General features: G+C 73.8%; 22 protein-coding genes. 16 read left to right on the forward strand and 6 right to left on the reverse strand.

All coding sequences use genetic code 11. The annotated features are described in order from the left end of the window. Window positions 1–38: 38 nt before the first annotated feature. The 4 genes from ACTJK8_RS06435 to ACTJK8_RS06450 all read right to left on the reverse strand — a co-directional run bounded on the left by ACTJK8_RS06435 (window position 39) and on the right by ACTJK8_RS06450 (window position 7,675). Complete coding sequence (locus tag ACTJK8_RS06435; RefSeq protein ID WP_440761716.1) at window positions 39–3,083, reverse strand: PAS domain-containing protein; 3,045 nt, start codon at window positions 3,081–3,083, stop codon at window positions 39–41. Between the two features lie 319 nt (window positions 3,084–3,402). Then, on the reverse strand, window positions 3,403–5,865 hold the full coding sequence (locus ACTJK8_RS06440) for a two-component system VirA-like sensor kinase (RefSeq protein WP_440761717.1): 2,463 nt from the start codon (window positions 5,863–5,865) through the stop codon (window positions 3,403–3,405). After that, window positions 5,862–6,911, reverse strand: a complete 1,050-nt coding sequence (locus ACTJK8_RS06445; protein ID WP_063110002.1) for a cytochrome-c peroxidase — start codon at window positions 6,909–6,911, stop codon at window positions 5,862–5,864. The genes ACTJK8_RS06440 and ACTJK8_RS06445 overlap by 4 nt, the downstream gene beginning before the upstream one ends. Window positions 6,912–6,913: 2 nt before the next feature. After that, window positions 6,914–7,675, reverse strand: a complete 762-nt coding sequence (locus ACTJK8_RS06450) for a response regulator (protein WP_063110001.1) — start codon at window positions 7,673–7,675, stop codon at window positions 6,914–6,916. A 375-nt stretch (window positions 7,676–8,050) separates the two neighbouring features. Here ACTJK8_RS06450 and ACTJK8_RS06455 point away from each other — a divergent pair, with 375 nt between their 5' ends. The 4 genes from ACTJK8_RS06455 to ACTJK8_RS06470 all read left to right on the forward strand — a co-directional run bounded on the left by ACTJK8_RS06455 (window position 8,051) and on the right by ACTJK8_RS06470 (window position 11,879). Further along, on the forward strand, window positions 8,051–8,353 hold the full coding sequence (locus tag ACTJK8_RS06455) for a hypothetical protein (RefSeq protein WP_053622695.1): 303 nt from the start codon (window positions 8,051–8,053) through the stop codon (window positions 8,351–8,353). A 147-nt stretch (window positions 8,354–8,500) separates the two neighbouring features. Next, a complete protein-coding gene (locus ACTJK8_RS06460; RefSeq protein ID WP_024830211.1) occupies window positions 8,501–9,784 on the forward strand; it encodes a glycosyltransferase in 1,284 nt (427 codons plus the stop codon). Next, the gene (locus ACTJK8_RS06465; protein WP_440761718.1) at window positions 9,775–11,025 is read left to right on the forward strand and encodes a multidrug effflux MFS transporter; all 1,251 of its coding nucleotides are present in this window, start codon (window positions 9,775–9,777) and stop codon (window positions 11,023–11,025) included. The genes ACTJK8_RS06460 and ACTJK8_RS06465 overlap by 10 nt, the downstream gene beginning before the upstream one ends. Continuing rightward, window positions 11,022–11,879, forward strand: a complete 858-nt coding sequence (locus ACTJK8_RS06470; protein WP_012319076.1) for an alpha/beta fold hydrolase — start codon at window positions 11,022–11,024, stop codon at window positions 11,877–11,879. Before ACTJK8_RS06465 ends, ACTJK8_RS06470 begins: the two co-directional genes overlap by 4 nt. Before the next feature lie 39 nt (window positions 11,880–11,918). Here ACTJK8_RS06470 and ACTJK8_RS06475 read toward each other — a convergent pair whose 3' ends face one another. After that, on the reverse strand, window positions 11,919–12,158 hold the full coding sequence (locus ACTJK8_RS06475; protein WP_024830213.1) for a hypothetical protein: 240 nt from the start codon (window positions 12,156–12,158) through the stop codon (window positions 11,919–11,921). A gap of 244 nt (window positions 12,159–12,402) precedes the next feature. On the opposite strand from ACTJK8_RS06475, the gene ACTJK8_RS06480 reads away from it, so the two are divergent. The 4 genes from ACTJK8_RS06480 to ACTJK8_RS06495 all read left to right on the forward strand — a co-directional run bounded on the left by ACTJK8_RS06480 (window position 12,403) and on the right by ACTJK8_RS06495 (window position 16,579). Beyond that, complete coding sequence (locus ACTJK8_RS06480; RefSeq protein WP_029359505.1) at window positions 12,403–13,641, forward strand: cytochrome P450; 1,239 nt, start codon at window positions 12,403–12,405, stop codon at window positions 13,639–13,641. Between the two features lie 160 nt (window positions 13,642–13,801). After that, window positions 13,802–15,103, forward strand: coding sequence for a glycosyltransferase (locus ACTJK8_RS06485; protein WP_012319073.1), 1,302 nt, complete (start codon window positions 13,802–13,804; stop codon window positions 15,101–15,103). A gap of 265 nt (window positions 15,104–15,368) precedes the next feature. Further along, window positions 15,369–15,614: a hypothetical protein gene (locus tag ACTJK8_RS06490; RefSeq protein ID WP_012319072.1), complete on the forward strand. Its 246-nt coding sequence runs from the start codon at window positions 15,369–15,371 to the stop codon at window positions 15,612–15,614. 8 nt (window positions 15,615–15,622) lie between these two features. Then, window positions 15,623–16,579 (forward strand): adenylate/guanylate cyclase domain-containing protein, encoded by a 957-nt coding sequence (locus tag ACTJK8_RS06495; protein ID WP_440761719.1) that lies wholly within the window; start codon window positions 15,623–15,625, stop codon window positions 16,577–16,579. Window positions 16,580–16,636: 57 nt separating this feature from the next. Here ACTJK8_RS06495 and ACTJK8_RS06500 read toward each other — a convergent pair whose 3' ends face one another. Next, window positions 16,637–18,241 (reverse strand): ATP-binding cassette domain-containing protein, encoded by a 1,605-nt coding sequence (locus tag ACTJK8_RS06500; protein ID WP_440761720.1) that lies wholly within the window; start codon window positions 18,239–18,241, stop codon window positions 16,637–16,639. Between the two features lie 234 nt (window positions 18,242–18,475). On the opposite strand from ACTJK8_RS06500, the gene ACTJK8_RS06505 reads away from it, so the two are divergent. From ACTJK8_RS06505 to ACTJK8_RS06540, 8 genes are all read left to right on the forward strand, one after another. Further along, the gene (locus tag ACTJK8_RS06505; protein WP_440761721.1) at window positions 18,476–19,225 is read left to right on the forward strand and encodes an SDR family oxidoreductase; all 750 of its coding nucleotides are present in this window, start codon (window positions 18,476–18,478) and stop codon (window positions 19,223–19,225) included. Continuing rightward, window positions 19,222–20,214: a sigma-70 family RNA polymerase sigma factor gene (locus tag ACTJK8_RS06510; protein WP_116656019.1), complete on the forward strand. Its 993-nt coding sequence runs from the start codon at window positions 19,222–19,224 to the stop codon at window positions 20,212–20,214. The genes ACTJK8_RS06505 and ACTJK8_RS06510 overlap by 4 nt, the downstream gene beginning before the upstream one ends. A gap of 86 nt (window positions 20,215–20,300) precedes the next feature. Beyond that, window positions 20,301–20,798 carry a peptide deformylase gene (locus ACTJK8_RS06515; RefSeq protein WP_029359510.1) on the forward strand — a complete coding sequence of 166 codons (498 nt, stop codon included), beginning with the start codon at window positions 20,301–20,303 and terminating at the stop codon, window positions 20,796–20,798. Between the two features lie 132 nt (window positions 20,799–20,930). Further along, a complete protein-coding gene (locus ACTJK8_RS06520; RefSeq protein ID WP_440761722.1) occupies window positions 20,931–21,698 on the forward strand; it encodes an FkbM family methyltransferase in 768 nt (255 codons plus the stop codon). Window positions 21,699–21,886: 188 nt separating this feature from the next. Continuing rightward, window positions 21,887–23,005: a sensor histidine kinase gene (locus ACTJK8_RS06525; RefSeq protein ID WP_012319065.1), complete on the forward strand. Its 1,119-nt coding sequence runs from the start codon at window positions 21,887–21,889 to the stop codon at window positions 23,003–23,005. Then, window positions 23,002–23,460, forward strand: coding sequence for a response regulator (locus ACTJK8_RS06530; RefSeq protein ID WP_287081595.1), 459 nt, complete (start codon window positions 23,002–23,004; stop codon window positions 23,458–23,460). The genes ACTJK8_RS06525 and ACTJK8_RS06530 overlap by 4 nt, the downstream gene beginning before the upstream one ends. Window positions 23,461–23,526: 66 nt before the next feature. Next, the gene (locus tag ACTJK8_RS06535) at window positions 23,527–23,721 is read left to right on the forward strand and encodes a ComEA family DNA-binding protein (RefSeq protein ID WP_012319063.1); all 195 of its coding nucleotides are present in this window, start codon (window positions 23,527–23,529) and stop codon (window positions 23,719–23,721) included. 387 nt (window positions 23,722–24,108) lie between these two features. After that, on the forward strand, window positions 24,109–25,353 hold the full coding sequence (locus tag ACTJK8_RS06540; protein WP_024830223.1) for a capsule biosynthesis protein: 1,245 nt from the start codon (window positions 24,109–24,111) through the stop codon (window positions 25,351–25,353). The last annotated feature ends 210 nt before the right edge of the window (window positions 25,354–25,563 follow it).

Here is a 25,563-nt window from a genome sequence, read left to right on the forward strand (position 1 = left end):
GGACCGGAGGTCGGGGATCCCGACGCGGAAGCCCGGGCTCAGGACGGATCCGCGGACGCGCCGGCCGTCCGGCCCAGGCCCAGGGCCTGATGCAGGATGCGGCTGAGCTGCTCGGCCGAGTACGGCTTGTGCAGCAACGTGAAGTCGTGGGCGTCCGACTGCGCGAGCACGTGGCTGTAGCCCGATGTCAGCACCACGGGCACCTGCGGCGCGCGCCTCCGCAGCTCCTGCGCGAGCGCGACGCCGCCCATGCCGGGCATCACCACGTCCGAGAAGATCAGGTCGAACCGGTTCCCCGCCCGGCCGAGTTCGTCCAGCGCCTCCTCGGCGTTGGCCGCCCAGGTCGGCTGGTAGCCCAGATCCTCCAGGATCTGTGTCGCGAACTGCCCGACGCCGACATTGTCCTCCACGACCAGGACGCGCTGCCCGCTCCCGAGCGGCGCGCGGTCCGCATCCTGCAGGCGGTCACCGGCCGGACGCTCCTGCGACCGCACCTCCGGCAGGTAGAGGGTGAAGGCGGTGCCGGCACCGAGGGTGCTGCGCACGTCGACGTCGCCGCCCGACTGCTTGGCGAAGCCGAACACCTGGGACAGGCCGAGGCCGGTCCCCTTGCCCACCTCCTTGGTGGTGAAGAACGGCTCGAAGATCCGCCCGATCTGCTCGGGCGGGATGCCCGTGCCGGTGTCGATCAGCGACACCGCCGCGAAGGGCTTCTGGGACCCGGCATGGCCGCGGATGGCCGGCAGGGCCGCGCCGCAAGTCGCGCGCAGGATCAGCGTCCCTTCTCCGTCCATCGCGTCGCGGGCGTTGACCGCCATGTTGACGAGCGCGGTCTCGAACTGGCTCACATCCGCGCGGATCAGGCAGGTCGTCTCCGGCACCTCGGTCACGACCTGCACCCGCGCGCCCGTCAGCGTGTCGAGCATGTCGGCGATCGCCCGCACCCTCTGGCCGACGTCGAACACCTCGGGCTTGAGGGCCTGACGGCGCGCGAAGGCCAGCAGCTGGCCCGTGAGCTTCGCGGCCCGCTCGACGGTCTCTGAGACCGCGTCGAGGTAGCGGCGCTTGCGGACCTCCGGCAGATCGGGCCGGCGCAGGAAGTCGACGGACGAGCGGATGATGGTCAGCAGGTTGTTGAAGTCGTGCGCGACGCCGCCGGTGAGCTGGCCGACGGCCTCCAGCTTCTGGGACTGGCGCAGCGCTTCCTGCGCCTGGGCCAGCTCGGCCTGGCCGCGCAGGCGCTCGGTGACGTCCACGACGAACTGGTAGCAGCCCGCGCGCGCGCCCCGCGCGTCGCGCAGGGTGCGGAAGCTGATCTCGTAGTGGGGACGCGCCCGCCCGGCGTCGCCGAACGCCTCGACCAGGGTGATCTCCTCGCCGGCGAGCCCGCGTCCCCACACCGCCCGCACCTGCGCCTGGTGCTCCGGCTGATCGGCCAGCAGGTCGAGCATGTTGTCGCCCACCTTCGGCCTCACGCCGTAGATGCGCGCGAACTCGTCGGCATTCGCCTTGTTGATCGCCAGGATGTTGTAGTCGAGATCGGCCGCCATCACCATGATGTCGGTCCTCTCGACGATCGTGGCGAAGAGATTGCGCTCCGCGGTGCGCTCGGAGACCTGCAGCTCCAGGGTCTCGTTCAGGTGCTGGAGGCGGCGCTCGCTCTCGGCCAAGCGCTGCTCGGCCTCCTTGCGCCGGCTGAGATCGGCCGTGACGATCAGCAGGCTCTTGAGCCTGCCGTCCGCGTCGTCGAGGCGCCGGATGCTGCTGCTCGCCCAGATCGCGCTGCCGTCCGGGCGGCGATACCGCTTGTCGAGGGCGACGCTGCGGTCGGTCTCGAGGGCCCGCGCCATCGCGGCCGCGCTCGGCGACCGGTCCGCGGGATCGGTCACGTCGCCGATGCCGAGCCGCAGCAGCGCCTCGGCCGGCCGGTCGAGGATGCGGCACAACTCGGTGTTGACACGCAGGAAGCGCCCCGCGGCATCCACCTCCGACAGGCCGACGGAGGCGCCGGCGAAGATCGCCGCCAGGTGCTCCTCGCTCTTGCGCAGGGCCGCCTCGGCGCGGGCGCGCTCGATCGCCGCCTTCACGCGCTCGCCGACGTCGCGGATCAGGTTACCCTCGGCGGTGGTCCAGGCGCGCGGGACCGCGCTCTGCACCGCCAGCAGGCTGACCCACTCAGCGCCGCGGAACAGCACGACGTCGACGAAGGCCGCGACCTCGCGCGACCCGAGGCCGGCGCGCGCCGCGTCGCTGAACCGGAGATCGGCGGCCACGTCCTCGACCGCGACGACGTTCCCGTCGCGGTAGGCGGCCAGCAGGTCAGGGCCGAACGCGGCCAGGGAATGCTCCCCCACGATCGAGCCGACGCCCCGGGCGTATTCGCGCTCGACCTTCATCAGGCTGCCGCAGATCTCGGCGTAGAAGACGCGGCTGGCACCGAGGCGCTCGCCGAGGCGCCGCGAGGCCACCTCGACGATCTCCGCCGACGCGGTCAGCGGGCGGAGCGTGTCGCTGAGATCGAGCAGGAAGGATTGCCGCTCCTCGTTGTCCCGAAGCGACGCCTCCGTCTCGCGCGGACGGCGCGCGGCGGGCTCCTGGCCGGCGAGCGCCGTGCAGGCCCCGTAGAGGCCGGCGACGTGCCCCGCCGTGTCCCGGACGGGCACCAGGGAGAGGGCGAAGCGCGCCGCGCCGGCCCCGTCGCCCCCGTCGTGGAGGACGTGCTCGCCATCCGCCGTGTGGACCGGGCGGCCGGAATAGGCCCTCTCCACGAGGGGGGCGAGACCGGCCCCGATCGCGCCCCAGACCTCGAGGTAGTCCCGGCCGAGGGCCGCGGGGTGCCGCCCGCCGAGGATCTGCGCGTAGAGATCGTTGTACAGGAGCCGCCGCTCCGGACCCCAGACGATGAACATCGGCTGGTTCGCGCCGAACATGACCGCGACGAGGGTCTTCAGGGATTCGGCCCAGGCGAGCGGCGCGCCGAGGGGCGTACTGTCCCAGTCGTGCGCGCCCAGGAGCACGCCCATCGCGCCGCCGTCGGCCAGGAAGGCCGGGCCGCGGATCGGGGCGTCAGATCTGCCGTGCATGACGTCCTGGCGCGGCTTCGAAGGGCATCGGGGAATCCTGGGGCGACGGGGTCGGATGCCGGTCTCGCCCGCTCCCTCGGGCGGCCGGCCGCGTTGCGGCGCGCGCCGGCGGATCATCGCACGCGGAGGTTACCGCGAAGGTCGACCCGGTCCGTTCGGTCGTCGGGGCGGCATCGCGCATCTGGTCGCCCGGCATGCCAGAGCGGTCCCACGAGACGCCGAGCTTGTCAAAGCCGGGTCCGCGATCGCGATCCCCGCCTCGCAGAATCCTGATACAGCCGGGGACCGGACAAGCCGGGCCGCGCGCCGTCCAGGCCCCTCAGGAGACGGCGGCCGGGCCGCGCGCCGGGCGGGTGGAGGCGAGCTGGCCCTGCAGGGTCAGCGCCAGGGCGTTCGAGCGCCACGGCCGCCGGACGATGTCGGCGATGGGAACCGCCGCGAGCACCTCCGGCTGCACCGCGTCGGTCGCCGACAGCGAGAGCACGATCGGCCGCACGGAGATCTCCGCGGCCCGGTGCGCGAAGGCGAGGCCCGAGGAATCGGCGAGACGGTTCTCGACGATCAGCAGATCGAACCGCTGCGGATCCCGCCGGAGGACGGCCAGGGCCGCCTCGGGATCCGCGTAGCCGACCGGCTCGTAGCCCAGGGCGGCCAACGTCTCCTCGTCGTCCTGGACCGACCCGGGCGTGCGCCCGACCAGCATCACGGTCCCGCCGGCCGCCGCCCCGCCCTCGACCTGCGGGATCACGGGCAGCCAAACCGCGAAGGCGCTGCCCCGGCCCGGTGCGCTGCGCACGTCGAAGGCGCCGTCGTGCTCCTGAACGAACTCGTAGGCCGTGGCGAGCCCCAGGCCGGTCCCGGCCGGACGGGTGGTGAAGAACGGCTCGAAGATCCGCGCCAGCGTGGCCTCGTCCATGCCGCGGCCGGTGTCGGACACGCGGATCCGCACGTAGTTGCCCGGCCGCAGGGTACCGTGGGTCAGGGCGCCGGGACCCGGCAGGGCGACGCGGTCGAGCCGCACGTCGACGGCCGCGCCCGGCTCGGAGGCCTGGACGGCGTTGCGGATGAGGTTGTGGACCACCTGCTGCAATTGCGCCGGCTCGCCGCCGACGCGGGCGCCCTCCGCGGTGCCCGAGAGCTCGATCGTGGCCGGGCCGGCCGTGGAGGCGCGGATCTGCGCCACGGTCTCGTGGACCACCGCGTCGGCCGCGCTGGTACACTGCGCGGAGCGCCCGCGGCGGCCGAAATCGAGGATCTGGCCGGCGATCTCGCGCGCGCGGCCGCCGGCCTGGACCAGCAGCCCGACATGCTCGGCCGCCCGACCGGGATGGGCCGGCAGGGCGTCCCCGGCGATCTCGGCATGGCCCAGCATGACGTTGAGGACGTTGTTGATGTTGTGGGCGACGCCGCTCGCGAAGGTGCCGATGGCCTCGAGCCGCTGCGCGCGGCGCAGGGCCGCCTCGATCTCCCGGCGCTCTGCCCAGACGTGCTGCCGCTCCAGGGCGGCCGCGAAGCTGTCGGCGACGACCTGCAGCAGGCCGCGCGAGTGCCGCAGCCACGGCGGCAGGCCGGAGGTGGTGCGCTCGAAGCAGAGCAGGCCGACGATGCGCTCGCCCCGGCGCAGCCGCGCGCAGGCCCACGAGACGACGCCGCGCGCGGCCAGGGACCGGCGCAGGGCCGGCGGCCCGGTCTCGTCCGCCACCTCGACGAAGATGAGATCGCTGGCGGCGGCCGCCACGTCGTGCACGAGAGCCTGCTGCGCCACCGGCCAGCCGCTCGGCGGCGCGAGGCCGGGCCGGTTCCAGAGGTAAACCGCGCCGGTGCCGTCGAGCATGAGGACGTAGCCGTGATCCGTGTCGAGCCCCTCGCCCACGATGGCGAGGACGTCCACGATGCGCGTGGCGGTCTCGTCGGGCTGACTGGCCAGGAACCGGTTCGCCGCCCGCGCCACGACGGTCTGGAAGGCCACGGTCCGGCGCAGGATCCGGGTCCCGGCCCGCATCAGCAGGCCCACGCGGACCACGAGGGCGAGGAGCGCGAGGGCGACGGCGTAGAGCGCGAGGCGGAACCCGTCCGCCCGGGCCTGGCGCCGGTCGCGGAGGCCGCGGCGGGCGTCCAGGAGCGCCTCGCGGGCCGCCTCGCTCGACGAGGCCGGCAGCGAGCGCGTGACCGCGTCGACGTGCGGCAGCAGTTCCAGGAGCTGCCGCCCGTGCAGGACGATGGCGTCGACGTCGCCGGCCCGGGCGGCCGCCCCGTCGGCGGCGTGCAGCGTCTCGAGGCGGCTCCGGATGTCGGCGAGGCGCGCCGGCGTCGAGTCGCGCACGAGTTCCGAGACCCGGATCTGGAGCGCGGCCACCGCGCGCGCGAGCCCGGGAGCGATGTCGGACTCGGACAGACGGTCGCTGAGCGAGTCGAAGTAGGCGATCGAGTTCTGCACCAGGGCGTTGCCGGTCTTGAACCGCTCGACCATCTCGGCCTCCCGGTCCACCGCCTCGGCCAGCACCCGGACATCGGCATCCCCGGCATTGCTCGCCTGCAGGTCGGCCACGGCCTTCTGCATCTCGCGCAGGTGCGCGACGATCGGATCGTAGTTGCGCAGCAGGCCGGTCCGGGCCCGCAGCACATCGTGCTGCATGCGCGACTCGGCCAGCGCCAGGGCGTCGACGGTCCGCTGGGTCGCCACGTAGGCGGCCTCCATCCCGCCGCTGCCGTTGATCAGGAGCCATGTCAGCAGCGCCGCGAGCAGCGCGCCGAGCGTGACGGCCTGCAGGGTCAGTCTCATAGCTGCGGCTTGCCGTCCGGGCGCGCGCCGTCCTGCAACCCCGCGCCGGGCGCCGGCGGCGCGGTCAGGGGCCGGCCCTCGTAGGTGCCGGTCAGGGTTCCCAGGAAGGCGACGATCCCGTCGACCTGCGCCGGGGTGAGTTCCCGGCCGAGCTGCGCCCGCGCCATGAGCCGGACCGCCTCGGGGAGCGTGGCGACGCCGCCATCGTCGAAGTAGGGCGCGGTGACCGCGACGTTGCGCAGGCTCGGCACCCGCAGTACCTCGGCGACCTTGTTGGGGATCGTGACGAAGATCCCGACCTTCTCGAACAGGTTGCCGCCGACATTGACGCCCTGGTGGCACGCCGCGCAGCCGATCCGTCGGAACAGGTCGTAGCCCGCCCGCTCCGGGCCGGTGATGGCGCGGGCGTCGCCGCGCAGCCAGCGGTCGAAGCGGCTGTCCGGGGTGAGGAGGGTGCGCTCGAAGCTGTTGATCGCGTCGATCACCGCCTCCCGGTCGGCCACGCGGCCGTAGGCGGCCTGGAACATCGGGGCGAGCACCGGGTCGTCGCGGACCGTGTCGAGGATCCGCGGCCAGGAGCCGCCCAGGAATTCGGGCCGCGTCAGGGCGAGCTCGGCCTGCTCGCGCAGGCTCGGGATGTCGCCGGCCCAGCCCAGCCGGAAGCTGAGCGCCGCGTTGAAGGCCGTCGGCGTGTTGCGCGGAACCGGCGTGCCGTCGGCGGTCAGGTTCCGGGGCACCGCGCTCGCGCCGCTGGTGCGGATGTCGTGACAGGTGATGCAGGCCCGGTCGCCTCCGCGCGACAGCCGCGTGTCGGTGAAGAGCAGCCGGCCGATGGCGGCCCGGTCCGGGTCCGCCCCCAGGGTGCCCGGCACCGGCGTGATCACCCCCAGGGCATCCGCGGCCTCGGCGGAGAGTTCGGCGTCGGCCGGCCCCGCGTGCGGCCCCTCGTGCGGCCTCTCGTGGGCGGCCGCCGCGAGGATCGCCAGCGCGCTGGCGAGGAGCGCGGCGACCGCGACGCGGCCGCGGCCGGGACGGAACCGGGCCACGGCTACAGCTTCTCGACGGTCGCGGTGAGGACGTAACCGACGCCGCGCTCGGTGACGATCAGGCGGGGCGCGCTCGGATCCGCTTCCAGCTTGCGGCGCAGCCGCAGGATCTGGACGTCGATGCTGCGGTCGAACACGTCCTCGTGGACGCGCGTGGCCTGGAGGAGCTGCTCGCGGCTCAGCGGGCGCTGGGGCGCGTCGAGGAAGGCCACCAGCAGCGCGTACTCGCCCTTGCTGAGCGCGACCTCCGCGCCGTCGGGATTGGTGAGGCGCCGGCGGCGCCGGTCCAGCACCCAGCCGGCGAAGCGGCTGCGGTGGGGCTCCTGGACCCGCGCCGGGGCGGGCGCCACCTCGGCGCGGCGCAGGATGACCCGCACCCGCGCGAGCAGCTCGCGCAGGCCGTAGGGCTTCACGAGGTAGTCGTCGGCACCGAGTTCGAGGCCGATCACCCGGTCGATCTCGTCCCGGCGATGGCCGGTGGTGATGATCACCGGCAGGTCGCTCCGGGTGCGCAGGTCGCGCAGCAGGTCGAGCCCGTTCTCCGAGCCCAGCCGCAGGTCCAGCACGACGAGGTCGAATTCGGCCTCCGCGAGCCGCTTCTCCGCCTCCGCCCGGTCGGTCGCCGCGGTCACGGCGACGTCGTGATCGGCGAAGTGGTCCGAGACGATGCGCTGCATGCCGGCGTCGTCCTCGACGAGGAGGATGCGGGTCGCGCCGGCGCGCGCGCTCCGACCCTGAACTCGGTCCAGACTGGATTCGATCATGGCCACCTCCGGTTCGCGGCGGCTCGCCGCGACGGCACGATCTCGACGCGCCGGCTCCCGGGGCGGGAGGAGTGTCCGGTCGGGCGGATATCGCCGACCGGAAGACCTTCGCGTCCGTCGCCGGTCCGCCCCGGCGGCCTACCTGGGCGCGTCCGGTCATCGGGCCTTACACGGCCGAGTTGATATCACGCCCCCTAAAAGATTGCGCCCTTCGCATTGTGCGTGACAGCACAGCGCGAGCATTCGAACGGTCCCGTACCGTATCGAACCAACGAAATTCGGACCCGTTACCGTTGTAACGGAAAACATCTTGCCCGGACACGGGGATGTAACTCGCGAAAATCACGATCACGCTCTCGCAATAGAGAGGTGACCATGCCTGACGCCGCGATCCTAGAAATCCGCCCGCGCCGTCGGCGACACTTCGGCAAGTCCGGGCCCGACTTCCGGAATGCGCCGGCTGACCTTGTCGGGCCGCCGCGACGCCCGCCGCGGGAGCGCGACGGTCCGATCTCGTCTCCGGTCGCCGCGTCGCAACCGGCGCGCGGCGGCCTCGGACGACGGCTGCTCGACGCGCTGGTGGTCAGCTTCGCGTTCGGCGGGTGCATCCACAGTATCCACCCGGATTACGTCGACTTCCTGCGCGATATCAGCAGCACGAATCGGCACGCGCTCTGATCTCTCCGCTGTCGACAGAGCAACCTCATCCAGATCGATCCAGCCAGGTCCGCCTCGTCGCGGCCTCACCGCGCCTGCGCCGCGGGACGTGCCCCCGAGCAGGGCGGGCATGACGCCCGCCCGCGATCATCTTGGGACATCCAGATCATGTCGCTCAACGTCCTCTGCATCTCGTGGGGCACCACGGGCAACCTCAGCCCTGTACTCACGGCGGCCCGGCAGCTGCGCCGCGCGGGGCACCGCCCGCGCGTCATGGCCGACCCGGCGATGTGCGGGGAGGTCGAGGCCGCGGCCTTCCCGTTCGTCGGGTGGCGCCGGGCCCCGACCGGCCTCGATGCCGATCCGGCCGACTTCTCGGATCTCGCCGACTGGCTGCGCCGGACGATGTTCGCCCCGGCGGGCGCCTACGCGGCCGACACGCTCGACGAGATCCGCCGCCTCCCGACCGACGCGGTCCTGAGCCTCGACCTCCTGCCCGGCTGCGCCCTGGCGGCCGAGGCGGCCGACCTGCCGCACGCGGTCCTGTCGCCGCATATCAGCATCCGCCCGCTCCCCGGCATCCCGCCCGCCGCGAGCGGCCTGACGCCGCCGCGGACCGAGGCGGAGCGGGACGCGGTGGACGCGGCGACGGCCGCGATCGTGTCGGCGATGGAGCAGGGTCGGCCGGCGCTCAACGCCGCGCGGCGCGCCTTCGGGCTGCCGCCGGTCGCCAGCGCCTTCGCGCATTTCGATCGCGCCGACCGCGTCCTGCTGGCCGTCAGCCGCGCCTTCGACTTCGACACGCAGGCGCTGCCCGCCAACTATCGCTACATCGGCCCGCTGCTCGACGAGCCGGGCTGGTCCCGCGGCGCGCTGACCGCGTGGCCCGGGGCGCGGCGGCCGCGGATCCTCGTCGCCGGCAGCACCGGCGCCCAGAACCAGACCGCCCTGCTGCGGCGGGTCGCGCGCGCCGTCGGGACGGTCGAGGCCGAGACCGTCGTGACCACCGGCCCGAATGTCGGGGCCGCGGACCTGGACGCTCCCGCCGCCGTCCGGGTCGTGGCGGCCGCCTCCCACGACGCCCTGATGGCGCGGGCCGATCTGGTGGTGTGCCAGGGCGGTCACGGCACGGTCAGCCGGGCGCTGCTGCACGGCGTGCCGCTGCTGGTGATCCCCCTGGCCCGCGACCAGGCCGACAACGCCGCCCGCGTCGCCCTGCGCGGCGCGGGCCTGCGCCTTCCGGCCGGCGCGGACGAGGCCGAGATCGCCGCGGCGGCGCGCCGGCTCCTGGCGGAGCCGGGCTTCCGCAGGGCCGCCGAGGCCCTCGGGGCGGCCGTGCGGGCGGATCTCGACGCGGGCGGCCTCGTCCGCGAGATCGACGCGATGGTGGCGGCGCGCCGGGATCCCGGGGCCCGGGGTGTCGCTCGGGGCGGAGACCGGCTTTGGGCCTGACCCGCGCCACCCCGGCGCATCCCCGCATCCGCCCCGGCTCGGCCGCCTTCTCGGCGCTGCTCGGGCTGCTGGCGGCGCTCCCCACCTTCGGGATCGACATGATCCTGCCGAGCCTGTCGGACACGGCGGCCGCGCTGCATGTCCCGGCCACCGCGATGGGCGCGGCCATGGGCGTCTACCTGCTCGGCTTCGGCGGCGCGCTGCTGGTCTACGGTCCGGTCTCGGACCGGCTGGGCCGCAAGCCGGCCATCGTCTGCGGCTGCCTCCTCCTCGTCGTCGGCAGCCTCGGCTGCGGCGCGGCGCGGACGCTGCCGGACTTCCTGCTGTTCCGGGCCGTGCAGGGGATCGGCGCGGCGGGCCCGGGCATGGCGGTCCTCGCGATGGTGCGCGACCTGTTCGAGGGCGAGGCGGCGCGCGCCCGGATGTCGTTCGTCGTCCTCACCATCAACGTGGTGCCGACGGTGGCCCCGACCCTCGGCGCCGGTCTGATGCATCTCGGCGGCTGGCGCCTGATCCACGCCGCGCCGGTCGCCGCCGCCCTGGCGGCCCTGGTGGCGATCCGGCACGTCGACGAGCCCCTGCGGCGCGCCGCGGATCCCGGGCCGGCCTCCGGGATCCTGCGCGGCTACGGGCGGATTCTGGCGAGCCGGGTCTTCCTCGGCCACGCCCTGTGCAACGCCGCGGCGGCGGGGGCGGTCTTCGCCTACATCACCGGCTCGGCGCTGGTCTTCGTCGACGCCCTCGGCCTCGACCCGCTGGCCTACGGGCTGGTCTTCGGGGCGAGCTCCCTGTCGGTGATGGCGGGCGCCTTCCTGAACGGGCGGCTCGCGGCCCGGGGCGTCCCCCCGCCGCGGGTGATCGCCGCCGGCCTCGCCCTGGCGACGGGCGCGGCGGCCGCGCTCCTCGTCGCCGCGCTGGCCCGGCCGCCCGCGGCCCTGCCGGTGATCGCCGCGATGGTCGGCGTGGCCCTGGCCTTCGGCCTCGTCTCGCCCAACGCCATGCACGGCGCGACGGAGCGCAACCCGGAGGACGCGGGCGCGGCCAGCGCCGTCGCGGTCTTCCTGCAGATGCTCGCGGCGGCCATCGCCAGCGATCTCGTGGCCCGGTTCTTCGACGGCCGGTCCGCCCTGTCGATGGCCGCCGCGATGCTCGGCTGCTGCCTCACGGCCGCCGCCGCCCACGCGGGTCTCGCCCGATCGGCACCCCGCGCCCCCTCCCAGCCCCACGGAGAACCCGCATGATCTTCGACCCGCCCCCCTGGCCGCCCCTCTACCTGACCCGCGAGGACGGCCGGCTCGCCCATATCGAGGCCGGGCCGCTCACCCCCGAGGGGCAGCCGCTGCTGCTGATCAACGGCTGGACCGGCGATCACGGCATCTTCACGCCGCAGATCCGGCACTTCGCGAAGACGCGCCGCGTCGTGGCGGTCGACTTGCGCGGCCACGGCGCGAGCGACGCGCCGGAGCGGGCCTACACGGTCGCGGGCTTCGCCGAGGACGTCGCGTGGCAGTGCCGGACGCTGGGCCTCGTGAAGCCGATCGTCATCGGCCACAGCTTCGGCGGCGCGGTGGCGCTGGAGCTGTGCGGCCGCCACCCCGACCTCGCCGCCGGCCTCGTCATGATCGACTCGATCGTCCTGCCGTCGGCGGACAGGGCGGGCGCCGGCGCGATCGAGGGGCTGCTGGCGGGCGTCGGCGGCCCGGATTACCGGTCCGTCGTCCGGGAGATGGCCTGGGCGATCGGCGGCGACTACGACCACCCGGCCAGGCGGAAGGCGATCTTCGAGACGTTCATCCTCGGCGGCTGCCAGCGGACGCCGCAGCACGTCGCCTACGCGGCGCTGCGCGACATGGTGCTGGGTCACGACCCCGTCCCGGCCGCGCGCGCCTGCCGCATCCCGATGGCCTACATCTCGGCGGACGTGCCGCTGGTGGCAGCGGCCCGCGACCTCGACCGGCTGCGGGAGCTCTGCCCGCAGCTCGTGACCGCCCAGACGCTGCTGGCGGGCCACTTCAACACGATCGAGGTGGCCGAGCAGGTCAACGCGATGATCGAGCGCTTCCTGGCGGTCGGCCTGAGGCCGCGCGGGCCGTAGCGGGACGCCGCGGGACCGTCGCCGGACGGGCGGGGCGCGTCAGGACGCCCGGCCCGCCTCCGTCCGGTCGCCCAGGAGGCGCCGCGCCGACGAGATGACCTGGAGCGTCTGGGAGCTCAGCTGCTCCTCGCGCGCCCGCAGCGCGTAGTGTCTCAGACGGACGATGAGCTGGTCCTCGTCCGGGACCCCGTGGTCCATACCGCCCATCACGAAGTCGGTGATCGTCCGTCGGAGCAGCGTCTCGAAGACGTCGTCCGTATTCGCCCGCCCTGCAACCATGAGGACTTCTCCTTCTGCGAAGCGGCGCCTTTTTCGGAGCGTTAAGTTACGGCATGATTTCGGAACATCTCACACACCAAACCCGCGGCGCCCGGCGTGCTCTTCCGCACAAGGCGGGCGCGTGGGTGCCCGGCCCGCCGGAACGCCGAATGTTATGGCTGTAATCATCGGCCAAGCTCCCGCAATCATCCTGTAGCTCGGGCTTCCGAGAGTTCTCGCGCAACACAGCAGCGAGAATTTCCGGATGAATGCGACCGAAGATCTGACCCGACAGGCCGGGCCGCCCGGCTCCCCGGCCGATGTCCCGACGCTGACGGTGGCGGAGCTCGAGGCCGACCCGCACGGCGTGTTCCGGGCGTGGCGGCCCAGGCTGCCCTTCGTCGGCCACGAGATCGCGGGCGTCCTGATCCTCCGCGCCCGCGACGTCGATCTGCTGATGCGCGACCCCCGCGCCCAGGCGACGGAGACGCTCTATCCGGAATCGCGCGCGATCCCCGAGGGCGCGCTGTTCGACATCTTCGCGCACGGCATGCTCACCGCCAACGGCGCGGTCCACCGCCGGCGCCGCTCGCCCTTCACCCGCACCTTCGCGGCCCGCCTGATCGAAGGCCTGCGCCCCCGGATCCGCGTCGCCGCGGAGGGCCTCGTCCGCGACTGGCTGGGGGACGGAGAGGTCGACCTCGTCGCGCGCTACACCGCCCAGATCCCCGCCCAGGCCATCGCCGACATCCTCGGCCTGCCGCGCGACGACATTCCCCGGTTCACGCACCTCGCCTACGAGGTCTCGCGGGTCCTGAGCTTCACCTTCGGACCGGAGGACATCCCGGACCTCGAGGCGGCGGCGGTCGCGCTGCAGGACTACGTGGCCGCGATCCTCGCCGCGCGCCGGTCGGCGCCCCGCGACGATTTCCTGTCGCGCTTCCTCGCGGAGGCCGAGGCGGCCGGCGAGCTCACGCCGCAGGAGGTGGTGATCCAGCTCGTGCAGATGATCATCGGCGGCACCGACACGACCCGGGTCGCCGGCGCCATGCAGGTGGCGCTGCTGCTGCAGCATCCCGAGCAGTGGGCGGCGGTCAGCCGCGATCCCGAGCTGATCCCGGCCGCGGTGGCGGAATCCCTCCGCTACGAGCCGAGCGCCGGGTCCGCCGGACGCGTCGCCCGGGAGGACATCCCCCTCGACGGGCACGTCGTGCCGGCCGGGAGCCTGATGCTGCTCTCGACGCTGTCGGCGATGCGGGACGAGACGGTCTACGCCCGTCCCGACACCTTCGACATCCGGCGCACCGACCTCCCGCGCCTCCACCCGGTCTTCGGCGGTGGCGCGCACCGGTGCATCGGCGAGGCCCTGGCACGGATCGAGCTGGAGGAGGGGCTGGGCGCCGTGCTGCGCCTCGCCCCGCGCCTGCGCCTGACCGGTGCGATGCCGGTCCTCCGGGGCCACAGCGGCATCCGCCGCATCGACGCGCTGCGGGTCGCCGCCTAGCGCCCGCGCCGCCTCCCGCGCGCCCGTTGCAGCCGTAGCCACTTCGGCTCCGCGCCGCAGCCACGCCGTAACGGGCCGCCCCCAGCCTCGCTCCCGGACGCCCCGACGATCGTGCCGCGATCGCGCGGCGCCCTCACGTCCCACACGGAAAGGACATGCGATGAAGGTCCTCCTCTGCTCGACGCCCGCCACGGGCCATCTCAATCCCCTCCTCGCGATCGCCCACATGCTGACCGCCGACGGTCACGAGGTCATGGTCCTCTCGGGCTCGGCCTTCCGCGACCGCGTCGTGGCGGCCGGCGCCCGCTTCATGGCCCTGCCGGGCGCGGCCGATTTCGACGGCCGCGACCTCCGCGCCGTCGTGCCCGAGCTGGCCCAGATCGCGCCGGGGCCGGACTGGCTGCGCGTCGCCATGGAGCGCATCTTTGTCGACCGCATCCCCGACCAGGCGCGCGGCCTGCGCGCGGCGCTGCGGGCCTTCCCGGCCTCGGTTGTGATCGGCGACGACATGTTCTTCGGCGTGCTGCCATCGCTCCTGGGGCCCCGCGCGGAGCGCCCCGCCATCGTCCTGTGCGGCACCTCGATCCTGCACTGCGCGCGGCCCGACCGGGCTCCGGCCTTCCTGGGCCTCCCGCCGGCCGAGACGCCCGAGCAGGAGGCCGCCTACGGCCGCATCGCCGAGGCCTACGACGCGGCGGTCGACCGGCCGGTCGGGCTGAGCCTCGCCGCCAAGCTGGCGGAACTCGGGCGCGCCGCCCCGCCCTGGCCGCTGTTCGACGCGGTGGTGCGGCTCGCCGACACCTACCTGCAGCTCACCGTCCCGAGCTTCGAGTACCCTTTCCCGCTGCCGCCGACGGTGCGCTTCATCGGGGCGCTGCCGATCGTCCCGGGGCAGGCGGCGCTCCCGCCCTGGGCGGCCGACCTCGACGGCGCGCGCAAGGTCGTGCTGGTCACGCAGGGCACGGTCGCGAACCACGATTTCGGCCTGCTCGTCGGCCCCGCCCTCCGGGCCCTCGCCGATGAGCCCGACATCCTGACCGTGGTGACGGGCGGCGGCCGGGGGCTCGACGCCATCCCGGGCCCGATCCCCGCCAACGCGCGGCTCTCGCCCTACCTGCCCTTCGAGTGGCTGCTGCCACGGGTCGACGCCATGGTGACCAACGGCGGCTACGGGAGCGTGAACCAGGCCCTGAGCCACGGGATCCCCCTCGTCGCCGCCGGCCTCACCGAGGACAAGGCCGACGTCAACGCCCGCATCGCGTGGTCGGGTGCCGGGATCGACCTCGCCGCGAACGACCCGGCGCCGGAGGCGATCCGGCAGGCGGTGCGGACCGTGCTCGACGCGCCCGGCCATCGCCGGGAGGCGCGGCGCCTCGCCGCCGAGTTCGCCACCTACGACGCGAAGGCCGAGATCCTGCGGCTCCTGTCGAGCCACGGCGGCCGCGCGCGCAGCGCCGCCTGACCGGTCCCGCACCCGACCCGAGGGCCGTCCCGGCGCGGACGACCCTCTCATCCGCGCCCATCACGGCACCCGGTCCGGCGGACCGGGTGCCGTTCGCGTCTCGGGGCGACGCGTCCGATCTCCGGTCGCGATCGTCCCGGCAACGATCCTGAGCACACCCGTCGATCGCGCCACATTTCTGCTGTCATTGTTTTCCGATCCGCCGAAATCGCGGTGAAAGATCGGGTTTTTACTTTGTCTCCTCCACCACGAGGAGCACCAGATCATGAAATCTCACCGCACACGCTCCGCCGCGCCCCCCGCGATCGGGACGCTGCTGATGGTCCTGGCGGCCCCGACCGAGGCGCGGGCGCAGCCGGTCCCGCGCTTCGCGCAGCCCGACGTTCAGCGCCTCGCGGCGATCATCCATGCACGCCCGTTCCGGACGGATCTGGACCTCCGCTCCCCCGCCGTGGCGCGCGAGCACGCGCGCGCCCAGCGCATCATCGGCCGCGTCTGCACGGGCTGCTGATGCCCGCGATGGCGCTCCGGCAGCCCCGCGCGGACAGAGCGGACGCCTGTCCCGGCCGCGCGGGGGGTGCCGGGCGACGGGCGGGGACCGCCCCGATCCGCCGACGCCTCGCCGTCGCGGCGGCGGAGCACGGCCGGCTCCTCGCCGCGGCGCCCCTGCCGCTGCTCCTGGCGCTCGCGGCCACGACGACGCCGGAGCCGGTCACCCTCGGGCTCGGCGGCCTCGCCCTGGCGTGGCTCTCGCTGCGGGTGCAGCGCCTGCGCGGAGCCGCGCGCGCCGCGACGCGCCAGCGGAACAACCTCGCGCGCCTGACCGCGCCGACGGTCGCCCGATGGGTCGCCGAGACGGATCGCGCCGCCCGGCGCCCCGGCTGGGAGCAGGAGGCGACGGTGCTCTTCGCCGACATCCGCGGTTTCACCCGCCTCTGCGAGGGCATGGCGCCCGGCGAGGTCGCGGATTTCCTCGCCGCGTTCCGGTCCCGCGCCGCGCGCGCGATCGAGGCGGCGGGCGGGCTCGTCGACAAGTTCGTCGGCGACGAGGTGATGGCGGTGTTCGGCGTGCCGGACGCGGCGGCCGGGGACGCCGAGCGCGCCGTCGCGGCGGCGCGCGCGCTCGCGGCCGCGATGGCGGCCTGGAGCCGGGAGCGCGGGGAGGCCGGCCAGCCGCCGGTGCGGCTCGGCATCGGACTGCATCGCGGCCCGGTCTTCATCGGCGTCATCGGGACGGAGCGCATCGAGTTCACGGCGGTCGGCGACACCGTCAACGTGGCCCGTCGCCTGGAACAGATGACCCGCGCGCTGCCCTGCGACTGCCTCGCCTCGGAGGCGGTGGTGCGGGCCGCGCCGTCCGGCGGGGCGCGGCTGATCGCCGTCGGGCCGGTGCGCGGCGCCCGCACCGTCCTGCGCCTGTTCACCCTCCGGCTCGACCCGCCGCGGACGCGTGCGGAACGAACCGGCGCGTCCTGAAGACCCGGCGGGGCAGGGGGCGGCGACCGCGGCCCGCCGCCGTTCCGGATGCCGCCCTCACGCGCGGGGTGCCTCGGCGAGATCGTCGAGGTCGACGCGCCGGGTGATCCCCAGCGCGTCCAGGAAGGCCGCGTCGTGGCTGACGACGAGGAGCGCGCCGTCATAGGCCGCCAACCCGGCCTCGAGGGCCGCGACCGCGTCCAGGTCGAGGTGGTTGGTCGGCTCGTCGAGGAGCAGGAGGGGCGGGGGCGCGCGGTTGCCGAGCGCGCAGGCGAGGGCGGTCCGGACCTGCTCGCCGCCGCTCAGCGCCGCGACGGGGCGGTCGGCGGCGGCCGACCGGAACTGGAATCGCGCCAGGGCCGCCCGGCACCCGTTCGCGTCCTCCCCCGGGTTGAGACGCGCGAAGTTCTCGGCCACGGTCCGGTCGCGGTCGAGCAGGTCGAGGCGCTGGTCGAGCAGCGCGGCGCGCACGCCGACCGACACGCGGCCCGACCACGGGCTGAGGCGGCCGGCGACCACGGCGAGCAGGGTCGACTTCCCCGACCCGTTCCGCCCGCAGAGGGCGACGCGCTCCGGACCCGTGACCGCGAGGGACACGGCCCTCAGGACCGGTTGTCCCGGCCGGTAGCCGACCGTCACATCGGTGAGCGCGAGGACGCGCCGGTCGGCGTGGAGCCCGCTCGGCGGGACCGCGATCGCGGCCGGCTTCACCGACGCGATCCGGTCCCGGGCCTCGATCAGTTCGGCCTCGGCGCCGGCGCGCTGGCGCTCGGTGAGGCGCGCGCTCCCGCCCGCCGTCCGCTCGGCGTTGTCCCGGCGGGCCCCGGCCAGGATGCGGGGCAAGTCGCCCTTCGCGGAGCGGCGATGCCCGGCCGCGTCGCGGCGCTGCTGGCGCTCGACCCGCTCCTGCGCCCGGCGGGCGAGGTCCGCCGCCCGCTTCTCGGCGACCGCGAGGTCGTGCTCGGCCGCGGCGAGGCGCGTCGCCTTGGCCTGCCGGAAGGCCTCGAAATTGCCCCGGTAGCGGGTCGCCCCCGCCGGCGCGAGGTCCACGATGGCGTCCATCGCGTCCAGCAGGGCCCGGTCGTGGCTGACCACGACCGCGCCGGCGCGCCAGCCCTGCAGCACCTCGCGGACCGCCCGCCGCCCGTCGCGATCGAGATCGTTGGTCGGCTCGTCGAGGAGCAGGAAATCCGGCGCGGCGAAGATCGCCGCGGCGAGCGCCGCGCGGGCGCGCTGCCCGCCGGAGAGGCGCCGCAGCGGCGTGTCGGGGCTCACCGGCACGCCCGTCCGCGCCAGCGCTCCCGTCAGGCGCTCCGCGAGCGTCCAGTCGGCGAGGGCGAGCTCGTCGGCCTCCGCCGCACCGGTCTCCGCGCGGCGGAGCAGCGCCAGGCCCGCGGTCGCGCCGAACAGGTCGGCGACGGTCTCGTCCGCGGTCGGGCCCGCGAACTGGCGCAGCAGCGCGACCGTGCCGTCGCGGTGGACGGTGCCGCTCGTCGGCGCGAGGCGGCCCGCGAGGAGGCTCAGGAGCGTGCTCTTGCCGGCGCCGTTGCGGCCGACGATGCCGGTCCGCTCCCGCGCGAAGCTGGCGGTGATGCCGGAGAGGACCGGGCGCCCGTCAGGCGCGGTCCACGCGACGTTCAGGAGGGCGAGCTGTGCTGGCATGCGGAGAGACGGTCCTGGCGGCAAGGCGGGGCGGCGTTGCAGTCAGGGTCAGTCTCATCGGCGTCTCGGCTCCGGCGGGGCGCCTCCGTAGCGCCGGCCGCGCCCTCCCGCAATGCCGCCGTCGCTTTTTTCGCCGGGATGTCACAAACCGGGACGCTGCATCGTCTCGTCGCCGACCGGGAGGCCGGAGCGGCAGGGTGCCGCTCGGCCCGGTCCGCGCCGGAGACGGGAAACATGAAGATCGTGGTGATCGGCGGCAGCGGGTTGATCGGCCGGCATCTGACGGCCGAGCTGGAGCGCGCGGGCCACGAGGCCGTCCCCGCCTCTCCGAGCACGGGCGTCGACGCCGTGACCGGCGACGGCCTCGCCGAGGTCCTCGTCGGCGCCGACGCCGTGGTCGACGTCGCGAACGCGCCCTCCTTCGAGGACGCGGCGGTGCTCGACTTCTTCGAGCGCTCGAGCCGCAACCTCCTCGCCGCCGGCCGGCAGGCGGGCCTCAAGCACCACGTCGCCCTCTCGATCGTCGGCACGGACCGCCTGGACGGCAACGGGTACTTCCGGGCGAAGGTCGCGCAGGAGCGGCGGATCGCGGCCTCGGGCCTCCCCTACACCATCGTCCGCGCGACGCAGTTCTTCGAGTTCATCGCCACGATCACCGAGGCCTTCGCGGTGGGGGATCGGATCGTCGTGCCGGACGCGGATTTCCAGCCCATCGCGGCCACGGACGTCGCCGCGGCGCTCGCCGCGGTGGCGGTCGGCGCGCCCGCCGACGGGACGATCGACGTCGCGGGGCCGGAGCGCTCGTCGTTCCGGGCGTTCATCGCCCGGCGCATGGCGGCCGCCGGCGACGGCCGCGCGGTGACGGTTGACAACGCGGCCCGCTACTTCGGCGCCCCGCTGGCGCGGGGCTCCCTGGTTCCCGACGACGGGGCGGCGGCCCGCCTCGGCGGCACGCGCTTCGAGACCTGGATCGCGACGGCATGACGGGACCCGACCGTCCCCGCGGACAGGTCCGGCCGCGACGCGTCCGGGCGTCCGATCCGGTCGCGCGGCCGGTGCACGGGGACGGGACCGCCACCTTCGAGGCCCACCGCCCCCGGCTCCTCCGCATCGCCTACCGCATGCTCGGCTCGCGCAGCGAGGCCGAGGACGTCGTGCAGGACGCGTGGCTGCGCTGGGTCGCGGCGGACCGGACCGGGGTCGCGGCGCCCGACCGGTTCCTCGCGCGCGTCGTGACGCGGCTCTGCCTCGACCAGATCAAGTCGGCGCGCGCGCGGCGTGAGAGCTATGTCGGCCCCTGGCTGCCGGAGCCGCTGGTCGAGGCGGCGGCGGACGGCGTGGACGAGGACGACCTCACCCTGACGCTGATGCTCGCGCTCGAGCGGCTGTCCCCCTTGGAACGCGCGGCCTTCCTGCTCCACGACGTGTTCGGCCTGCCGCTCGGCGACGTCGCGGAGACGCTCGGGCGCGCGCCGCCGGCGGTGCGCCAGCTCGCGGCGCGCGCGCGCCGGAACGTCCGGGCCGCGCGCCCGCGCTATCCCGTGACCCGCGACGAGGGCGAGCGCGTCGCCCGGGCGTTCTTCGAGGCCTCCGCGAGCGGCGATGTCGCGCGGCTGCGGACGCTGCTCGCCGACCGCGTGACGCTGTCCTCGGACGGGGGCGGCAAGGTGCTCGCCTTCATCAATCCGATCCGGGGGCTGGAGCGCCTGCTCCGGCTCTACGCGGGCGTGCGGCGCAAGTGGGGTGACGGCCGGGCGGCGCTGGTCGCGTTCGTGTGGATCGACGGGCTTCCGGGCTATGTCAGCCGCGAGCGCGGCGGCCTCCTGCAGACGACCGCCCTCGCGATCGAGAACGGCCGGATCGACGCCATCTACGTCACGCGCAATCCCGACAAGCTCCGCCACGTCGCGCGCGCCGTCGCGGCCGGGCCGACGCGCGGCGGCGCGGCCGCGACCCGAGCGGGCCCGTCTTGACGACCCGCCCCGCGGCGCGGCTTGCATGGCGCGCGGCGGGCCCTCGCGTCGCCGCAGGTGGACCGACCCACGCGGACTGATCAACCATGCCGGCGCGCCCGCTCGTCCTGTTTCCCGATCCGCGCCTGACGCGCCCGGCCGAGCCGGTCGACGCGTTCGGGCCATCCCTGCAGGCCCTGGCCGACGACGTCCGGGACACGCTCATGGCCGAGAGCGCCATCGGCCTGACGGCCCCGCATATCGGCGTCCCCGCGCGCCTCGTGGTGGTCCGGATGTCGCCGGACGAGAGCGCCCGCATCTACGTGAACCCCGTCGTGTCCTGGGCGTCCCCCGAGACGGCAACCCACGACGAGGGCAGCGTCAGCATGCCGGGGGTGCGCGAGCGGATCGCCCGGCCCGCCCGCATCCGCCTGAGCTACCGCGACCTCGACGGGTCCGCCCGCGAGGCGGAGACGGAGGGCTTCCCGGCCGCGGTCCTCCAGCACGAGATCGACCAGCTCGACGGCGTGTTCTGGATCGCCCGCCTGTCGCGGCTGAAGCGCGAGCGGCTGCTGAAGCGGTTCGAGAAGGGCCGGCCCGCCTAGACAGGTCCGGGCCCCGCCGGCGGGAGCCGGCGCCCCGCCGCGAGCGTGCTGGCGGAGCCGGCGCAGGGAGGGCTAGGATGAGGGCGACGTCGCCAGCCCTCCGGACTTGTCTCCGCAGAACGGACCTTGCGCATGCATCCTGCCGTGGCCGCCGCCACCGCCTTCAAGGCGGTTCACGAGACCGGTCAGGTCCCGGACTACGAGCGCATCCTGCGGCAGGGCTACAGCCGCTTCCTCGCCCCGGGTGACGTCGTCGTCGATGTCGGCGCCCATACCGGGCTCCACCTCGTCGCGTTCGCCGACCTCGTCGGTCCGACCGGCAAGGTCCACGCCTTCGAGCCGATCCCGTTCCTGATGAAGGACCTGGCGCGGCGGTTCGGCCGGCGGCCCGAGGTGGAGCTGCACGACGTCGCCCTCTCCGACACCGCGGGGCGGACCGCATTCACGGTCGCCAGCGTGCCCGGCGAGAGCGGGCTCCGCGCCCGCTACTTCAGCAGTCCCGCCATCACGTCGAAGACGATCACGGTCAGGACGGCGAGGCTCGACACCATCCTCGGTCATCTCCCCGCGGTGGCCTACATCAAGATGGACATCGAGGGCGGGGAGCTGAACGCCCTGAGCGGCGCGGCCCAGCTCCTCCGGCGATGCCGCCCGATCGTCAGCGTGGAGTACGGCTGGGCCGGCTACTCCGCCTACGGGCACGCGCAGGACTCCCTCTACCGGTTCGCCGAGAGCCACGGCTACATCTGCGCGGACATCACGGGAAACCTGATCGACGACGCGAGCACGTGGCTCGCGGTCAGCGACTGCGTGACGTGGGATTTCTTCCTCGTCCCGCAGGAGCGTCGACCGGACTGGGGCGCGATGTTCGCGCTCCGCCCGGTGCCTGGACCCGCGTGATCCGGACCCGGGCGGGACAGCGCGACCGGTCCGGATCACGCGGCGGAACAAGCGCCGCGCATGGTGCGTTGCACGCTCCCGCTTCTGCGCCGTCCGGCGTGGCCGTCCGTCCATCGTGCCCAGTCCCGAAGGTCCGTCAGGACCGCGCGCAGGGTATCTCAGACCAACCCGCGTGAAGGGTCGTGACCGTGCCGAAATCGCGGCAGCCGCTGCAATCCTCGTCCGCCGCCAGCGCGCCGCTGGTGAGCCTGCGTCGCGGATCGGGCCAGCTCTTCGAGAGCGAGCGTCGCCTCAACGCGGTCCTCGACAACGCCTCCGTGTCGATCTTCCTGATGGATGACCGCCAGCATTGCATCTACATGAACCGCGCCGCCGAGCAGCTGACCGGCTGGACGCTGCGCGACGTTCTCGCCCGCGACTGCCCGCTGCACGACATCGTCCACCACAGCTACCCGGACGGCCGGCCGTTCCCGCTGGAGGAGTGCGCGATCGACCGCGCCTTCCCGGAGAACAACCAGGAGCGGGGCGAGGAGGTGTTCGTGCACAGGGACGGGCACTTCTTCCCCGTCGCGTTCACCGCCAGCCCGATCCGCGACGACGCGACCAACATCATCGGCACGATCATCGAGGTCCGCGACATCAGCGACGAGAAGGCGGCGGCCGAGCGCCAGCGCCTGCTGATCAACGAGCTCAATCACCGGGTGAAGAACACCCTCGCCACCGTGCAGTCGATCGCCGCGCAGACCTTCCGGGGGCAGACGGACCAGACGGCGCGCGCCGTCTTCGACGCCCGGATGGCCGCCCTGTCAAACGCCCACAACGTGCTGGTCGAGGACAATTGGGAGAGCGCCAGCCTCCGCAGCGTGGTCGAGCGCGCGCTCGCCCCCCACCTTTTGGCAGAGGTCGATCCCGGCCGCTTCCGGTTACAGGGACCGGACGCGCGATTGCACCCTAAGGTGGCAGTGACGCTGGCAATGGCCTTGCACGAGTTGATGACCAACGCGGCGAAGTACGGCGCCCTGTCGACGCCCGAAGGCCAGGTCGCGGTGACGTGGTCCCTGCACGACCGGGATGACGGCCGGCAGCAGCTCGACCTGCTCTGGGAGGAGCGGGGCGGCCCACCGGTCGCGCCCCCGACCCGCAGGGGGTTCGGCTCACGGCTCATCGAGCGGCAATTGCCGCTGGAGTTCGACGGCAGCGCGGCGATCACCTACGCGCCCGCGGGCGTGACTTGCCAGATGCGGATCCCGCTGACCCGCCTCGGCTGGATCGGCCAGGAGACGGTCGAAGGACCGCGCGCGCCATGACGCCGCTCGCCGGACGCCGGGTGCTGCTGGTCGAGGACGAGAGCCTCGTCGCCATGCTGGCCGAGGACATGCTGCTCGACCTGGGCTGCGAGGTCGTGGTGGCGATGCGCCTCGACAGGGCCCTGGCCCATGCCCGGAGCGAGGCGTTCGATCTGGCGGTGCTGGACGTGAATCTCGGCGACGCGCGCAGCTACCCGGTCGCCGACCTGCTGCTGGCGCGCGGGACGCCGTTCCTGTTCGCCACCGGGTACGGGCAGCACGGCCTGGACGCAGCCTATCAGGCCGTTCCGGTGCTTCAGAAGCCCTATCAGGCGGCGCCGCTCGAGCATCTGCTGCTCCGCCTGCTGAGCGGCGAGGACGCGTGCCGCGCGGACCCGACCAGCCTGCCGCCGTCCTGCCGCTGTCGGGCATCCGAGCCCGCCCACGGGCAGTTCCGCGCCGATCCCATCCGCTGAGGCGGCCGGGCCGATGCGGGGACCGAAGCGACGGCACGGCGCCGACCGGCAGGGAGGGGCACTACCATGATCGATCTCAACACGGCGACGGCCGAGGAGCTGGACAGCGTTCCGGCCCTGAAGGGCCACGGCTTCGAGATCGTGCGTTACCGGGAGGAGCGCGGCCGGTTCACCAGCCTGCGGCAGCTCGACGAGGTGCCGGGCCTCAGCGGCAAGACCGACGGCATCGCCGATCAGGTCACGGTCGCGGAACACCCTTAGCGCCGGTTCCGAGCGGGCTGGGACCGAGGCGATCGCCGAGCCCGTGCCGCGAGTGGCGCGGGTCCCTTCTCCCGTACCGGAGAGGGGCATGGTGCGGCGGTCCCGACCGGGGGCGCCGTCCTTCCGAAACCTCGCGACAGGATCGGGAACGGCTGCGGCGCCGGACCCACGGGGTCGCACCGGTTCAGCACCGCCCGCGTACGCACGGATCTGCCCCTGCGGCGGATCGCGGGACCGCTGGCCCAGCGGGATGGCCGGGCGCGGCCGAACCCGGAGGATCGCGGCTGACATGCTTTCGCCGCCTGTCCGTGTGATGGGCTGCGCGAGCGGTGTGAACGCCGCGCGGGCCGACGATGCCCGCGCAAGCCCGAGCTTCGAGAAGCAACGATGAACATGCAGGTCGAGAAAGCCCAGGGCAGGCCTCTGAAAGGCATCGACCGGAACAAGGTGATCGCGCAGTCGCTGCGGCAGTTCGCGCGCCTCCCGGGCCTGCCCGACACCAAGAAGGGCGTGCGCTCCTATCAGAGCCACGTCAAAAGCGACCCCTGGCTGCCGCTCCTGTTCGTTGTCTGCTTCGTCCTCCCGACCCTGGCCGCCGGGATCTACTACGGGCTGATCGCCTCCGACCGCTACGTCACCGAGGCGCGGTTCGCGATCCGGCCGACCATCGGAACCGCCGACAAGGCGACACCCGACACGGTCGGCACGAATGCCGGCGTGATCAAGGCGACCGTCGCCCAGGAAACGCTCATCGCGCAGGAGTACATCCACAGCCGGCCGATGGTCGAAGCGGTCTCCGCGGAACTCCCGATCCGCGCGTGGTTCGGTCGGGACGACATCGACATGTTCTCCCGCTTCAACCCTGAGAAGCCGGTCGAGAAGTTCCTGCGGTACTGGCGGCGCCGGGTCGATGTCGACGTCGAATCCGCGTCCGGCATCATGTCGCTGACTGTCGAGGCCTTCGATCCCGACGAGTCGCTCGCCATCACCAAGGCGGTCATGGCGGACACCGAGCGGATGCTGAACGAGCTCAGCATGCCGTCCCGGAAGGACGCCCTCGACGTGAGCACGCGCGTCCTGAAGCTCGCGGAGGAGCGGGAGGCCAAGGCCAACGCTGCCCTGAACGAGCTGCGCAACCGCGAGGGCGTGCTCGACGTCATCAAGTCGAACACCGCCACCATCAAGTCTGTCTCGGAACTGCGGGAGACGCGCACCAAGCTCGCCGTCCAGCTCGCGGTGCTCCAGCGGGACCTCGGCCCGCAATCCCGCAGCATCGTCGACCTGAAGCAGCAGATCGGTGATCTCGACGCGAACATCGCGCGGGTCCAGCAGCAGCTGGCCGGCACCGCGCCGACGGAGAAGCGGCGCCTGTCGGACGCGCTCACGCGGTTCGAGGATCTCGAGCACGAGCGCGAGAACGCCGAGAAGTATCATCGCGACGTGCAGCTGGCCTATGACCGGGCCCGCATCGTCGCCCAGCAGCAGGTCGTGGCCCTGGTGCCGATCGTGGAGCCCATCAAGGCCGGGTCCTCGACCGAGCCCCGCCGCATCCTGATGACGAGCATCATCACAGCCGCCGCCGCCGTGCTGTTCGCGGCCGCGATGTTCACCCGCCGCATGCTCATCACCTGATCCCGGGTCGGGCCGGCACACGGCCGGCACCACGAAAAAGCCCGCCGCGGCGGACCGGGCGGGCTGAGGGAGTGCTTGGGAGGAAGCGGAACCGTACGGCGGATCCCTCTGGTATGCCAGATACCGGATCGCAGGGCAGGTCTGCGAAATCGCGCGGTCTACCGAGGGAATACATTTCCTGAACGAGGCATCGGGCCGGCCAGACCGGGT

It is taken from the genome of Methylobacterium sp. 22177, from assembly GCF_052045615.1.
GTDB classification, from domain to species: Bacteria; Pseudomonadota; Alphaproteobacteria; order Rhizobiales; family Beijerinckiaceae; genus Methylobacterium; species Methylobacterium radiotolerans.

What these genes read in the sequence shown, in the direction of transcription:
- ACTJK8_RS06435 (WP_440761716.1), bottom strand. Translation starts at nt 3,083, where the DNA reads ATGCACGGCAGATCTGACGCCCCGATCCGCGGCCCGGCCTTCCTGGCC.
- ACTJK8_RS06440 (WP_440761717.1), bottom strand. Translation starts at nt 5,865, where the DNA reads ATGAGACTGACCCTGCAGGCCGTCACGCTCGGCGCGCTGCTCGCGGCG.
- ACTJK8_RS06450 (WP_063110001.1), bottom strand. Translation starts at nt 7,675, where the DNA reads ATGATCGAATCCAGTCTGGACCGAGTTCAGGGTCGGAGCGCGCGCGCC.
- ACTJK8_RS06455 (WP_053622695.1), top strand. Translation starts at nt 8,051, where the DNA reads ATGCCTGACGCCGCGATCCTAGAAATCCGCCCGCGCCGTCGGCGACAC.
- ACTJK8_RS06460 (WP_024830211.1), top strand. Translation starts at nt 8,501, where the DNA reads ATGTCGCTCAACGTCCTCTGCATCTCGTGGGGCACCACGGGCAACCTC.
- ACTJK8_RS06470 (WP_012319076.1), top strand. Translation starts at nt 11,022, where the DNA reads ATGATCTTCGACCCGCCCCCCTGGCCGCCCCTCTACCTGACCCGCGAG.
- ACTJK8_RS06475 (WP_024830213.1), bottom strand. Translation starts at nt 12,158, where the DNA reads ATGGTTGCAGGGCGGGCGAATACGGACGACGTCTTCGAGACGCTGCTC.
- ACTJK8_RS06480 (WP_029359505.1), top strand. Translation starts at nt 12,403, where the DNA reads ATGAATGCGACCGAAGATCTGACCCGACAGGCCGGGCCGCCCGGCTCC.
- ACTJK8_RS06485 (WP_012319073.1), top strand. Translation starts at nt 13,802, where the DNA reads ATGAAGGTCCTCCTCTGCTCGACGCCCGCCACGGGCCATCTCAATCCC.
- ACTJK8_RS06490 (WP_012319072.1), top strand. Translation starts at nt 15,369, where the DNA reads ATGAAATCTCACCGCACACGCTCCGCCGCGCCCCCCGCGATCGGGACG.
- ACTJK8_RS06495 (WP_440761719.1), top strand. Translation starts at nt 15,623, where the DNA reads ATGGCGCTCCGGCAGCCCCGCGCGGACAGAGCGGACGCCTGTCCCGGC.
- ACTJK8_RS06500 (WP_440761720.1), bottom strand. Translation starts at nt 18,241, where the DNA reads ATGCCAGCACAGCTCGCCCTCCTGAACGTCGCGTGGACCGCGCCTGAC.
- ACTJK8_RS06505 (WP_440761721.1), top strand. Translation starts at nt 18,476, where the DNA reads ATGAAGATCGTGGTGATCGGCGGCAGCGGGTTGATCGGCCGGCATCTG.
- ACTJK8_RS06510 (WP_116656019.1), top strand. Translation starts at nt 19,222, where the DNA reads ATGACGGGACCCGACCGTCCCCGCGGACAGGTCCGGCCGCGACGCGTC.
- ACTJK8_RS06515 (WP_029359510.1), top strand. Translation starts at nt 20,301, where the DNA reads ATGCCGGCGCGCCCGCTCGTCCTGTTTCCCGATCCGCGCCTGACGCGC.
- ACTJK8_RS06520 (WP_440761722.1), top strand. Translation starts at nt 20,931, where the DNA reads ATGCATCCTGCCGTGGCCGCCGCCACCGCCTTCAAGGCGGTTCACGAG.
- ACTJK8_RS06530 (WP_287081595.1), top strand. Translation starts at nt 23,002, where the DNA reads ATGACGCCGCTCGCCGGACGCCGGGTGCTGCTGGTCGAGGACGAGAGC.
- ACTJK8_RS06535 (WP_012319063.1), top strand. Translation starts at nt 23,527, where the DNA reads ATGATCGATCTCAACACGGCGACGGCCGAGGAGCTGGACAGCGTTCCG.
- ACTJK8_RS06540 (WP_024830223.1), top strand. Translation starts at nt 24,109, where the DNA reads ATGAACATGCAGGTCGAGAAAGCCCAGGGCAGGCCTCTGAAAGGCATC.